Annotated in this window: 11 protein-coding genes; 7 read left to right on the top strand and 4 right to left on the bottom strand. The window is 62.1% G+C overall.

The annotated features are described in order from the left end of the window. Nucleotides 1–28 precede the first annotated feature (28 nt). Nucleotides 29–631 (bottom strand): TetR/AcrR family transcriptional regulator, encoded by a 603-nt coding sequence (locus J4P02_RS04060; protein ID WP_426188017.1) that lies wholly within the window; start codon nucleotides 629–631, stop codon nucleotides 29–31. Between the two features lie 459 nt (nucleotides 632–1090). Here J4P02_RS04060 and J4P02_RS04055 point away from each other — a divergent pair, with 459 nt between their 5' ends. The 6 genes from J4P02_RS04055 to J4P02_RS04030 all read left to right on the top strand — a co-directional run bounded on the left by J4P02_RS04055 (nucleotide 1091) and on the right by J4P02_RS04030 (nucleotide 7443). Continuing rightward, nucleotides 1091–2179 carry a hydroxymethylglutaryl-CoA synthase gene (locus J4P02_RS04055; RefSeq protein ID WP_426188015.1) on the top strand — a complete coding sequence of 363 codons (1089 nt, stop codon included), beginning with the start codon at nucleotides 1091–1093 and terminating at the stop codon, nucleotides 2177–2179. 29 nt (nucleotides 2180–2208) lie between these two features. Next, on the top strand, nucleotides 2209–3405 hold the full coding sequence (locus tag J4P02_RS04050; RefSeq protein ID WP_426188013.1) for a thiolase family protein: 1197 nt from the start codon (nucleotides 2209–2211) through the stop codon (nucleotides 3403–3405). Nucleotides 3406–3417: 12 nt separating this feature from the next. Then, nucleotides 3418–3858 carry a Zn-ribbon domain-containing OB-fold protein gene (locus tag J4P02_RS04045; protein ID WP_426188011.1) on the top strand — a complete coding sequence of 147 codons (441 nt, stop codon included), beginning with the start codon at nucleotides 3418–3420 and terminating at the stop codon, nucleotides 3856–3858. Between the two features lie 208 nt (nucleotides 3859–4066). Beyond that, nucleotides 4067–5116 (top strand): type III polyketide synthase, encoded by a 1050-nt coding sequence (locus J4P02_RS04040; RefSeq protein WP_426188009.1) that lies wholly within the window; start codon nucleotides 4067–4069, stop codon nucleotides 5114–5116. Between the two features lie 110 nt (nucleotides 5117–5226). After that, nucleotides 5227–6504: an MFS transporter gene (locus J4P02_RS04035; protein WP_426188007.1), complete on the top strand. Its 1278-nt coding sequence runs from the start codon at nucleotides 5227–5229 to the stop codon at nucleotides 6502–6504. 6 nt (nucleotides 6505–6510) lie between these two features. Continuing rightward, on the top strand, nucleotides 6511–7443 hold the full coding sequence (locus J4P02_RS04030) for a fumarylacetoacetate hydrolase (RefSeq protein ID WP_426188005.1): 933 nt from the start codon (nucleotides 6511–6513) through the stop codon (nucleotides 7441–7443). 6 nt (nucleotides 7444–7449) lie between these two features. Here J4P02_RS04030 and gcvP read toward each other — a convergent pair whose 3' ends face one another. Beyond that, nucleotides 7450–10323: an aminomethyl-transferring glycine dehydrogenase gene (gene gcvP, locus J4P02_RS04025; protein ID WP_426188003.1), complete on the bottom strand. Its 2874-nt coding sequence runs from the start codon at nucleotides 10321–10323 to the stop codon at nucleotides 7450–7452. Between the two features lie 191 nt (nucleotides 10324–10514). On the opposite strand from gcvP, the gene J4P02_RS04020 reads away from it, so the two are divergent. Next, nucleotides 10515–11654: a DegT/DnrJ/EryC1/StrS family aminotransferase gene (locus tag J4P02_RS04020; protein ID WP_426188001.1), complete on the top strand. Its 1140-nt coding sequence runs from the start codon at nucleotides 10515–10517 to the stop codon at nucleotides 11652–11654. 57 nt (nucleotides 11655–11711) lie between these two features. Here the strand turns inward: J4P02_RS04020 and gcvH are convergent, their stop codons facing one another. Then, entirely contained in the window at nucleotides 11712–12095 is a 384-nt protein-coding gene (gene gcvH, locus J4P02_RS04015; protein WP_426187999.1) for a glycine cleavage system protein GcvH, read from the bottom strand. Between the two features lie 52 nt (nucleotides 12096–12147). After that, nucleotides 12148–13230: a glycine cleavage system aminomethyltransferase GcvT gene (gene gcvT, locus J4P02_RS04010; protein WP_426187997.1), complete on the bottom strand. Its 1083-nt coding sequence runs from the start codon at nucleotides 13228–13230 to the stop codon at nucleotides 12148–12150. Nucleotides 13231–13232 lie beyond the last annotated feature (2 nt).

Genomic DNA, 13232 nt, shown 5'->3' with positions numbered 1-13232 from the left:
AATTCGCGGGCTTCGCAAGCTGAATCAATCAACGTTGGGCTGCAGGGCAAACACCGTTGATCAGCAAAGCAGTGAACTCCTCGATGTCCTGTTCCGCATTCAACTGTTCAGTCAGCAACCGATACCAGCAAAAGCCGAAGATCATATCGAGCAGCAGTTCACGGTTGGTGTCCTTGGGCAGTTCGCCATTGCTGATGGCGTTTTCCACCAGTTTTCTCGGCAACTCCCTTCGGCGTTCCATGAACTGATCCTTGAGCTGGGTCAATGTTGCTGGATCCAATTGCGCTTCAGCTATGACGCAGCGAAAGGCTTCACCACAAATGGTTTCGCGCCAGACTTTCCAGAGATTGTGCAGCAAAAAGTCGAGATCGGCCTTGAAAGAGCCAAGATCAGGCGACTTTCTGACCTGTTCGCTCTCGTTTTCGTAAACTTCCGCGATCAATGCCGCCTTGTTCGACCACCAACGGTAGATAGTCGGTTTGCTGGCTCCCGCACGACGGGCGACAGATTCGATACTGAGCCCGGAATAACCACATTCCTTAAGGATTTCGATGGTGGAACTGAGGATGGCTTTATGAGTATGAGGACTTCGCAAAGAGCCGATGGAGCTGCGAGATGGGGTTCGAGCCACAATAAAAATCTCCAGACAGGGCGCTTGACAAACGTAACGCAGGGTATAGGATTCCCACAAATCGGAATGAAACGGTCCGTTTCGTTTCATTTCTGATAGAAGCACGATCTTCTTAATATCGTTCCATCTAGTTTTTTTGTATCTCGTTAAGGCCTAGCTGATAAGGCTTTAGAACATAGGGTTCCTCGGATTTGAGGTCGATGCCCTTTGCCCTGACGAAGATCAAAGTGCCTTGAATTATTATTAAACGAAACGTTCCGTATCATAGCATGGTGAGGTGAAGAAAAACAGCTTTCAAGCAGGTTTCCTCCTATTGGGAGCGTCCCGCTGTACCCCTCTGGCCCGCGGGTTTGCGCTGTGCCGAAGCGGTAAGGGCTGCAAAAGAGTTTCCGTATGTTTCAAGGGTGCTTCAGAGCAGGCACGACCCAGTTTTCTGAAAAGAATGGAATCAAGAGGAAAATGAACGTGAAAAAAGTAGGCATAGTCAGCTATGGCGCGGGTATTCCGGTATGCCGCCTCAAAGTGCAGGAAACCATCAATGTCTGGAAAAACACCGATCTGAAGCTGGTCGAGGAAAACCTCGGCGTGACTGAAAGAGCGGTGCTGCAGCCGGATGAAGATGTCATCACTCTCGGCGTACTGGCCGCGCAACGGGCCCTGGATAAAGCGCCGGCTCATGAACTCGAGGCCCTGTACCTGGGCACCTGCACCAACCCCTACGACTCGCGGGCCTCGGCCTCGATCATCCTGGAAATGCTCGGCAGCGGTTACGACGCCTACTGCGCCGACGTGCAGTTCTCCGGCAAGTCCGGCACTTCCGCCCTGCAGATCTGCCAGGCCCTGGTGGCTTCCGGCATGACCGGCAGCGCCCTGGCCATCGGCGCCGACACCATTAACCGCAACACCGCACCGGGTGACCTGACCGAGTCCTACGCCGGAGCCGGGGCCGCTGCGCTGTTGATCGGCACGGAAAATGTCATCGCCGAATTCGACGGCAGCTTCTCCTGTGCCGCCGATATCGCCGACAACATCCGCCCCCAGGGCGACCGCTATATCCGTTCCGGCATGGGCCTGGGCTCGGACAAGAACAGCATCGGCCTGGAAGACCAGACCCGCCGCGCCGCCGAAGGCCTGATGGCCAAGCTGCATACCAGCGCCGCCGACTACGACTATGTAGTGTTCCAGCAAAACCTGGTTTCCACGCCCTACTCCCTGGGCAAGCACCTGGGCTTCAACGCCAAGCAGATCGAACCGAGCATCTACGCCGGCAGTGTCGGTGACGCCGGTGCGGCCAGTCCGTTGCTGGGGCTGATCAGTGTGCTGGACCAGGCTCGCCCGGGTCAGAAGATTCTTCTGGTGTCCTACGGTTTCGGCGCCGGCAGCGACGCCATCGCCCTGACCGTCACCGATGCCATCGTGCAGTATCAGAAGCACAACAAGCCGTTGCGCGAACTGCTCGAAGCCAAGACTTATGTCGATTACGGCACGTCCATCAAGTACGAGTTCAAGTACCTGCGGGCTGACTACGCCCTGACCGCCTATCTCTGATTACGCCTGTCTACGCAAGGAGCATGTACATGTGCGCACGTCGTGTTGCAATAGTTTCGGCCGCCTATACGCCGAAGCCCGGTAGTTCACGAGTTCGGCAGACGTTCAAGGAAATGATCGTCGAGTCGGCCTACAAGGCCATCAAGGATGCCAAGATGCACCCCCGGGAAATCCAGGGCGTGGCCTACGGTTATCACGGTGAAGGCATCTCCGAATATGGCGGCCTGGGCCCGACCATTTCCGACGCCCTGGGCATCAGCCCGGCGCCAACCTTCATGAGCACCGCCAACTGCACCAGCAGCTCGGTATCTTTCCAGATGGGCCATCAGATGGTGGCTTCCGGAGAGTACGACATCGTCCTGTGCGGTGGTTTCGAGAAGATGACCGACCACTTCAACTACGCCGAATACATCGGCTCCAGTACTGAATGTGAGTACGACTACTTCCTCGGCATCTCCCACACCGATGCCTTCGCCCTGGCCACCGCCGAATACTTCCAGAAGTTCGGCTACGCCGGTCGCGAGGCCGATGTGCTGGCCACTTTCGGCCGGCAAATGCGCATCTATGCGCAGAACACGCCGAACGCCACCCGCTACGGCCAGCCGATTCCCTCCCTGGAAGCGCTGAAGAACAGTGAAGCCTGCGGTTCCATGCTGGCCTGGGGTGAAGCCAGTGGCTGCGCGATCCTGGTGGCCGAGCACTTGGCCCACAAGTACACCGACAAGCCGGTGTTTATCCGCGGCGCTGCCTACACCGGGGTTTCCCACTACTTCGGCACACGCTTCCACAACCCCACCCTGCATCATCCGGGCCTGCCCAAGGATGTGGGCATGGCTGTCTCGGCCAACTCCATCGCCTGTGCGGAAATTGCCTACAAGAAAGCCGGGATCACCGCCAAGGACATCGACGTGGCACAGGTCTACGACCTGCTCGGCGCCGGGCTGATCCAGATGGAATCCATGGGCATTTGCGGCAAGGGCCAGGCCGGTGACTTCGTGCTCGAAGGCGGTATCGCCCTGGATGGCCAACTGCCGTTGAACACCGACGGCGGCAACATCGGCCGTGGCCACGCTTCCGGCTGCGACGGCATCCTGCATATCACCGAACTGTTCCGGCAACTGAGGGGTGAAGCCGACAACCAGGTCAAGGGCGCACGCATCGGCGTGTCGCAGAACCTTGGCGGTTACGCGGCGCACAACTCGGTAATTGTCCTCTCGAACGACTAAGGAGCCCGGACCATGTCCATGTACCCAGAACAGATCCACAGAATGACCACCGCCAGCATGCTCCGTGAATGGCGCGAGCATGGCGGCAAATACCGCCTCGAAGGCAGCCAGTGCGAAGAATGCAACGAGATCTTCTTCCCCCGGCGTACCGTCTGCGGCGCTTGCAACTCCCTGAGCGTGAAGCCTTACCGCTGCAAGCGCAGCGGCAAGATTGAAGTCATGGCCCATGCCGAGAACCCGATCCTGGCGGCCATGGGTTATGGCGAGACCGTGCCGCGCATCATGGCTATGGTGCGCCTGGATGACGGCCTGGTGATCGCTTCGGAAATTGTCGATGTCTGCGATCCGCAGCACCTGAAAGTGGGCGCGCCGGTGCGCATGGTAGTGCGCAAGCATGTCCGTGAAAGCAACTTGGCCTGGCAATACGCCTACAAGTTCGTACTGGATTTATAAGTTGTTGTTCAAGGTGCCTTGCTTAAAGGCACCTTGAAGTTAGCCATTAAAATAAAATCCAACTTAAAAGTTGCATCAACGGCAGCCTTACGTCCGTAAGTTGCCTTAAGGCCCTGATTTCCTTTAGGACCTAGAGATTCCTTTGCCTATTTAACGGGGACTAACCCCACCACTTAATTATTGGCCTACTTATAGCCAAGGACCCATCATGTCTACTCTTTGCCTTCCACACGTAATGTTTCCGCAACACAAGATCACCCAACAGCAAATGGTTGATCACCTGGAAAACCTGCACGCCGATCATCCGCGCATGGCCCTGGCCAAGCGCATGATCGCCAACACCGAGGTCAACGAGCGGCACCTGGTACTGCCGATCGACGAACTGGCGGTGCACACCGGCTTCACCCACCGCAGCATCGTCTACGAGCGTGAAGCCCGGCAGATGTCGTCGGCCGCAGCGCGCCAGGCGATCGAGAATGCCGGCCTGCAGATCAGCGATATCCGCATGGTGATCGTCACTTCCTGCACCGGTTTCATGATGCCGTCGCTGACCGCGCACCTGATCAACGACTTGGCCCTGCCGACCTCCACCGTGCAGCTGCCGATTGCCCAGCTGGGCTGCGTGGCCGGTGCCGCGGCAATCAACCGGGCCAACGATTTTGCCCAGCTCGATGCACGCAACCATGTGCTGATCGTGTCCCTGGAGTTCTCCTCGCTGTGCTACCAGCCGGACGACACCAAGCTGCACGCCTTCATTTCCGCGGCGCTGTTCGGTGATGCGGTTTCGGCTTGCGTGCTGCGCGCCGACGATCAGGCCGGCGGCTTCAAGATCAAGAAGACCGAGTCGTTCTTCCTGCCCAAGAGCGAGCACTACATCAAGTACGACGTAAAGGACACCGGCTTCCACTTCACCCTCGACAAGGCGGTGATGAACTCCATCAAGGACGTGGCGCCGGTCATGGAGAAGCTCAACTACGACAGTTTCGAACAGAACTGCGCGCACAACGACTTCTTCATCTTCCACACCGGCGGGCGCAAGATCCTCGACGAGCTGGTCAAGCACCTGGACCTGGCGACCAACCGCGTCTCGCAATCGCGCAGCAGCCTGTCGGAAGCCGGCAACATCGCCAGCGTGGTGGTGTTCGACGTGCTCAAGCGTCAGTTCGACTCCAACCTCAACCGTGGCGATGTCGGCCTGCTGGCAGCCTTCGGCCCGGGCTTCACCGCAGAAATGGCGGTGGGCGAGTGGACCGCTTGATGTGATCCCCGCGTCTGTCCACTCCGAGGTTGCCAGGCGACAAGGCCACCTCGGGGCGGACCCTTTCGGCGCAGTGCGCCGGGTTCATGGTTTGCCAAGGAAGCTGAGCGATGAACACTGCAATGCCAAGCACGGCGGCCAACAGCCGCTACGAAAGAACCATGGTGCTGTTGCTGTCACTGAGTTTCGGGCTGGTGGGGCTGGATCGCTTCATCATCCTGCCGTTGTTCCCGGTGATCATGCACGACCTGCAACTGGATTATCAGGACCTGGGCAACCTGTCCGCCGCGCTGGCCTTCACCTGGGGGCTGTCGGCCTTGGGCATGGGCAGCGTGATCGACCGCCTGGGCACCCGCCGCGTACTGGTGGCCTCGATCGCCATCCTGTCGCTGCTTTCCGGCTTCTCCGCGCTGGCCACCGGCGTGCTGGGGCTGATTATCTTGCGCGGGCTGATGGGCATCTGCGAAGGCGCCTTCACCCCCACCAGCATTATCGTCACCGACGAAGTCTCGCGCCCCGACCGACGCGGGCTGAACCTGGGCATCCAGCAGGCCCTGTTCCCGATTCTCGGCTTGTGCCTGGGGCCGTTGATTGCTGCCTACCTGCTGGAGCTGTCCGGCTCCTGGCGGGCGGTCTTCGCGATCATTTCCCTGCCCGGCCTGCTGCTGGCCGGTTACTTGTGGAAAGTCTACCGACCGCTGCCGGCCAACCCCGCCGAGCGTCCTGTCGGCACGGCCAGGGAGCGCTGGCTGGCGGCGTTCAAGAGCGGCAACGTGAGCCTGAACATTCTCATCATGTTCTGCATCCTCACCTGCCAGTTCGTGCTCTGCGCCATGCTGCCCAGCTACCTGACCGACTATATGCACCTGGACACCCTGTCCATGGCCTTCGTCATCTCGGCCATTGGCCTGGGCGGTTTCATCGGCCAGCTGATCATTCCCGGCATGTCCGACCGCCTCGGGCGCAAGCCGGTGGTGTCGGTGTGTTTCATGACCAGCAGCACCCTGGTGGGCTTGCTGATCGTCAGCCCGGCCATTCCCTGGCTGCTGTTCCTGTTGCTGTTCCTGCTGTCGTTCTTCAACTTCAGCCTGATCTGCATGACGGTCGGCCCGCTGACCAGCGAGTCGGTAACCCCGGCCCTGCTGCCGACCGCCACCGGCATAGTCGTGGGTTTCGGCGAGATCCTCGGTGGCGGGCTGTCGCCGGCCGTGGCCGGGTTCGCCGCCAGCCACTTCGGCCTGCCGTCGATTCTCTACGTGGCACTGAGCGGCAGCCTGCTGGGCCTGCTGCTGTCATTCGTACTCAAGGAAAATGCCCTCGAGACTCGCCGGACGCGAGACCTCGAAGCACTTCCCATACTCCCCGCCTCCCTGCCTCTGAAGGATTAGAGAACCATGGACGATTACCTGCTGTTGCTGGATGTCTGCCACAAGGAGCAGCGCGCCATCGGGCTGTTCGACTTGCACAACGGCCAGAGCCTGCGCGCCCTCTCCGAACACGGCGGGCTGTACGAGACCCTGCAGTTCTGCGCCCGCCGCCACCTGGGCTTCGGCGAACACCTGCGTGGCCTGCCGGCCCATCCGCAACTGCCACCCGCCGGGCGCCAGGAAGGGCCACTGCGCCCACCGCTCAAGCCCAGCGACAACCTGCTGACCCAGGTCAGCGAGGTCAGCCTGAACACCCCGCATACCCGCCAGGGCTGGTTCTACAAGGGTAACGGCAGCCTGCTGAAGACCGATGGCGAGGCGCTGATGATTCCGTATCACGCCCTGAGCATCGCCAGCCAGCCCGGTGTGGTCTGCGTGTACCTGGTGGATCACTTCAGCCAGCTGCGCTTTGTCGGTTTCAGCCTGGGCCAGGGTATCCACGACCCACTGCTGAGCCGCCAGGACGCCAGCTCCAGCGCGCAATCGCGCCTGCGCCAGTGCGCCATCACCCCGGCACTGATCCTCGGCGAACTGCAGAACAGCCTGACGCTGAATGTCCGGGTCGAGCGCCAGGGCGCCCAGCTGTCCTACCTCGGCTATCACCTGGACCTGCAGAACTGGTGGGCGATCCGCAAGTATTCCCAGGCCTTCCTCGAACAGCATGAGCAGTTCTTGCAACCGGGCATGGTCCACTATGTGTTCCACAGCGCCAGCCGCCGCGAAAGCGATGTGCAATTGCAGCACGGCGACTGGCTCGACCTGGATTGCCCGGAACTGGAGCTGGGCCTGAGCAACCAGGTGATCGAGGAGGAGCTGCTGCACCTCTACCCGCTCAACGCCCAGCAACGCCCGCACAGTGCCGTGGGTAGCCGCGTCAACGGCAAGCGCCACCAGTACTGAGGCCGCTCAGCGGTAATCCTCCAGCGGTACGCAGGCACAGAAGAGGTTGCGATCGCCGTAGACGTTGTCCACCCGGTTCACCGCAGGCCAGTACTTGTGGGCCCGGGTGTGGGCACTGGGCTGCACCGCCTGGGCGATGCTGTAGGAACGCTCCCAGACCCCGCTGATATCCGCCAGGGTATGGGGCGCGCCCTTGAGCGGATTGTCCTCGGCCGGCCAGTTGCCCTCCTGCACCTGGGCGATCTCCGCGCGAATGCTCAGCATGGCCTCGACAAAACGATCGAGCTCGGCCTTGGACTCGCTCTCGGTGGGCTCCACCATCAAGGTCCCCGGCACCGGAAAAGACATGGTCGGCGCGTGGAAACCGTAGTCCATCAGGCGCTTGGCCACGTCCTCCTCGGTGATGCCGGTCAGGGCCTTGAGCGGCCGCAGATCGAGGATGCATTCGTGGGCCACCCGGCCATTGCGCCCGCTGTAGAGCACCGGGAAGGCACCGCCCAATTGCTCGGCCAGGTAGTTGGCGGCAAGGATCGCCACCTCGCTGGCATCGGCCAGTTGCGGGCCCATCATGGCGATGTACATCCAGCTGATGGGCAAGATGCTGGCGCTGCCCCAGGGCGCCGCACTCACCGCGTCGTTCTGCGCCAAGGGCCCGTCCAGCGGCACCACCGGGTGGTTGGCGACAAAGGGCGCCAGGTGCGCCCGCACGCCGATGGGCCCCATGCCCGGCCCGCCGCCGCCGTGGGGAATGCAGAAGGTCTTGTGCAGGTTCATGTGGGACACGTCGGCGCCGATATCCGCCGGCCGGGCCAACCCTACCTGGGCATTGAGGTTGGCGCCGTCCATATACACCTGGCCGCCGTGGCTGTGGATAACCTCGCAGATCTGGCTGATGCCCTCTTCATACACGCCATGGGTCGAAGGATAGGTGGCCATCAGGCAGGACAGCTGCTCGCCGGCGGCCTCGGCCTTGTCCTTGAGGTCTTGCAGGTCGACGTTGCCGGCCTCGTCGCAGTCGACTATCACCACCTGCATCCCAGCCATCTGTGCCGAGGCCGGGTTGGTGCCATGGGCCGACGCCGGGATCAGGCAGATATGCCGTTGCCCCTGGCTTCGACTCTCGTGGTAACGGCGGATCGCCAGCAGCCCGGCGTACTCGCCCTGGGCCCCGGAGTTGGGCTGCATGCAGATGGCATCGAAACCGGTGATGGCGCACAGCCAATGCTCCAGCTCGGTGATCATCAAGCTGTAGCCGGCCGCTTGCTCCCGCGGTGCGAAGGGGTGCAGGTTGGCGAATTCCGGCCAGGTGATGGGAATCATCTCGCTGCTGGCATTGAGCTTCATGGTGCAGGAGCCCAAGGGGATCATCGACTGGTTGAGCGCCAGGTCCTTGTTTTCCAGCTGCTTGAGGTAGCGCAGCATCCGGGTTTCGCTGTGGTGGGCGCTGAACACCGGGTGGGTCAGGTAGCGGCTGCGGCGCAACAGGGCTTCGGGCAGGCCCGACTCCAGCTCCTCGGCATCCAGTTCGGCAACGTCCAGGCCATGGTCGGCGCCGAGGAACACATCCAGCAGCCGGGCCACGGTGGTTTCATCGCAGGTCTCGTCCAGGCTCAGGCCCAGCTGGCCGCGACCGAGAATCCGCAGGTTGATCTGCAAGGCCCTGGCGCTGTCGATGATCGCGGTCTGGCTGCCGCCCACTTCCAGGGTCAGGGTGTCGAAGAAGTGCCGGTTGATCCGGGTGATGCCATGGCGCTCAAGCCCGGCGGCGAGGATGCAGGTCAGCCGGTGTACCCGCTGGGCGATGCGCTTGAGCCCCGCGGGGCCATGGTAGACCGCATAAAAACTGGCGATATTGGCCAGCAGCACCTGGGCGGTGCAGATGTTGGAGTTGGCCTTCTCCCGGCGAATATGCTGCTCGCGGGTTTGCAGGGCCATGCGCAGGGCGACCTGCCCGCGGGCATCCCGGGATACACCGATGATGCGCCCGGGCATGGCCCGCTTGTACTCTTCGCGGCAGGCGAAGAACGCCGCATGCGGCCCGCCGTAACCCATGGGCACGCCAAAACGCTGGGACGAGCCCAGCACCACATCGGCCCCCAGCTCACCGGGTGGGGTCAGCAACAGCAGGCTGAGCAGGTCGCTGGCCACGCAAGCCAGGGCCTGCTGGGCATGCAACTGGTCGATCAACGGCCGCAGGTCGCGGATCTCGCCGTGGGTATCCGGGTACTGCAACAGCGCGCCGAACACCTGATGCGCGGGCAGGTTCTCCACCGCATCGACTATCAGCTCGAAACCGAAACCTTCGGCTCGGGTGCGCACCACGGAAATGGTCTGCGGATGGCAGTGCTCGTCGACGAAGAACAGGTTGCTTCTGGACTTGGCCACGCGCTTGGCCAGGGCCATGGCCTCGGCCGCGGCGGTGGCTTCGTCCAGCAACGAGGCGTTGGCCAGGTCGAGGCCGGTGAGGTCGATGGTCATCTGCTGGAAATTCAGCAGGGCTTCGAGCCGGCCCTGGGCGATTTCCGGTTGATAGGGGGTGTAGGCGGTGTACCAGCCGGGGTTCTCCAGCACATTGCGCAGGATCACCGGCGGCGTCAGGGTGCCGTGGTAGCCCATGCCGATCAGGCTGGTATAGATCTGGTTCTGCGCGGCATAACCCTTGAGCTTGGCCAAGGCCGCCTGCTCATCCAGGGCTGCGGGCAGCTCCAGGGCCCGGTTGAGGCGAATGCCCGGCGGCACCGTCTGCTCGATCAGCTCGACCCGGCTGCCCAGGCCGAGGCTGGCGAGCATCGCCTGCTGCTCCTCGGCGTCGGGCCCCAGGTGCCGGTTGAGAAAGGCGTTGGGCTCACGTAGCTGGCTCAAAGATGGCGACCGGGACATGACAGGCTCTCTCCGATAAACGGCGCTCAGCGTCGATGCAACAGGGTGCCAAGCAGCATAGCAGTCGATTCTTCAGGTCGACGCCCTGGCGTCGCGCAGCAATCGGGACCATCATGCTCGGCGTCGGCGCACCTGCCCGGTGTGCTTCAACCTTGCTCTTATCGTCCGCTTCTATCGGGTGTCCCATCGTCATGAGCCAACTGCCTTTCCTGCCGTTCTCCAAACCCACCATCGATGAATCCACCATCGCCGCCGTCGGCGAGGTGCTGCGTTCGGGCTGGATCACCAGCGGCCCCAAGGTCCAGGCCTTCGAAGCCCAGCTCTCGGAGTACTTCGGCGGGCGCCCGGTGCGTACCTTCAACTCCGGCACCTGCACCATGGAGATCGCCCTGCGTATCGCCGGCATCGGCCCCGGGGATGAAGTGATCACCACGCCGATTTCCTGGGTCGCCACCGCCAACGTGATTCTCGAAGTAGGCGCAACGCCGGTATTCGCCGACATCGACCCGATCACCCGCAATATCGACCTGGCTCAGGTCGAGGCCGCCATTACCCCGCGCACCAAGGCCATCATCCCGGTGTTCCTGGCCGGCCTGCCGGTGGACATGAGCCGCCTCTACGCCCTGGCCAAGAAGCACAACCTGCGGGTGGTGGAGGACGCCGCCCAGGCCCTGGGCTCCAGCTGGGATGGCCAGCGCATCGGGGCTGGCGGCGATTTCGTGTCATTCAGCTTCCAGGCCAACAAGAACGTCACCTCATCCGAGGGTGGCTGCCTGGTGCTCAACACCCCGGAGGAAGTGCGCCTGGCCGAGAAGTACCGCCTGCAGGGCGTGACCCGCAACGGCTTCGACGGCCTGGATGTGGATGTGCTGGGTGGCAAGTTCAATATGACCGACGTGGCGGCCGCCATCGGCCTGGGGCAATTTGCCCATATCGAGGCGATCACCGCCCACCGTCGTGAACTGGCCAAGCACTACTTCGAATGCTTCGGCAGCGATTTCGAAGCCCGCTACGGCGCCCAGCTGCCGCCGGCAGACTTCAACAACAGCAACTGGCACCTGTTCCAGCTGGTGCTGCCGGAACGCGCCGATGGCAAGCCGGCCCGCGCCACCTTTATGGAGCAGATGCAGGAACGAGGGATCGGCATCGGCTATCACTACCCGCCGATTCATTTGCTCAGCCTGTACCGCGAGCGCGGCTTCAAGGAGGGGATGTTCAAGGTGGCGGAGCGAGTCGGTCGGCTGATCGTCTCGTTGCCGATGTTCACCGCGATGAACAAGGCCGATGTGGAGCGCGCAGTGGCTGCGGTGAAAGAGGTGTTACAGGCTTGACGGCCTTCGCCAGCAAGCTTGCTCCCGCAACAGGAGCGGCTTGCTGGCGAGAACGGCTTATTCGCCGATGGCGGCCTTGTAGCCGGCGGCGTCCAGCAGCTTGTCCAGGTCGGCCGGGTTGCTTGGCTTGAGCTTGAAGATCCAGGCGTCGTAGGGCTCGCTGTTGAGCAGCTCGGGGTTGGCGCTCAGTTCCTCGTTGACCGCGATCACTTCGCCGGCCACCGGGGCATAGATGTCGGAAGCGGCTTTTACCGACTCCACCACACCGGCCTGGTCCCCTGCGCCAAACACATTGCCGACTTCGGTCAGCTCGACGAATACCACATCGCCCAGGGCTTGCTGGGCGTGGTCGCTAATACCCACGGTGACACTGCCGTCGGCTTCCAGACGGGCCCATTCGTGGCTTTCGGCAAAACGCAGGTCGGCAGGGATATCGCTCATGTTCTGTGTCCTCAGGAAGTAATGTCAGCGGCGCAGTGCCGGCTGCAGAAAGTTAGATCAAGGTTTTGCCATGGCGCACGAAGGTCGGCTTGACCACTCGCACCGGATACCACTTGCCACGGATTTCCACTTCGGCTCGGTCGGCGGTGGCCATCGGCACCCGCGCCAGCGCGATCGATTTACTCAGCGTAGGGGAGAAACTACCACTGGTGATCTCACCTTCGCCAACATCGGCGATACGCACCACCTGATGGGCGCGCAAAACCCCGCGCTCTTCCAGCACCAGGCCCACCAGTTTCTGCTTCACCCCTGCTGCCCGCTCGGCCTCCAGGGCGGTGCGGCCAATGAATCGGCGCGAAGCCGGTTCCCAGGCGATGCTCCAGGCCATGTTCGCCGCCAGTGGCGAAACGTCCTGGTGAATGTCCTGGCCGTAGAGGTTCATCCCGGCCTCCAGGCGCAAGGTGTCCCGGGCGCCCAGGCCGATGGGCGAGATCCCCGCCCCGACCAGGTCGTTGAAAAAGGCCGGGGCCTGAGCGGCGGGCAGGAAGATCTCCAGGCCATCCTCGCCGGTGTAGCCGGTACGGGCGATAAACCAGTCGCCATCGCTGCCGGCTTCGAACGGCTTGAGTTGCTGGATCAGGGTGCCGCGAGACTGGCTCACCAGCTCGGCGATCTTGTGCCGGGCCTGGGGCCCCTGGATCGCCAGCATGGCCATCTCCGGACGCTCGTGCAGTTGCACCTGGAAATCCCCCAGTTGCGCCTGCATCCAGGCCAGGTCCTGCTCCCGGGTGGCGGCGTTGACCACCAGGCGATAGGCGTCTTCGAGGCGGTAGACCAGCATATCGTCGACGATGCCGCCACGTTCATTGAGCATGGTGCTGTACAGCACCTGACCGGGGCGCTGCAAACGCTCCACATCGTTGGCCAGCAACTGCTGCAGCCAAGCCTTGGCCTGGACGCCGCTGACATCGATCACGGTCATGTGGGATACATCGAACACTCCGCAATCACGTCGCACCTGATGGTGTTCCTCGACCTGCGAACCGTAATGCAAGGGCATGTCCCAACCGCCAAAATCGACCATTTTCGCGCCGAGGGCGAGATGCAGGTCATACAGAGGCGTACGCTGTCCCATGG

The sequence above is a fragment of the Pseudomonas sp. NFXW11 genome (genome assembly GCF_049887815.1).
Taxonomy (GTDB): domain Bacteria; phylum Pseudomonadota; class Gammaproteobacteria; order Pseudomonadales; family Pseudomonadaceae; genus Aquipseudomonas.
This window is presented reverse-complemented; position numbering and strand designations above follow the sequence as displayed.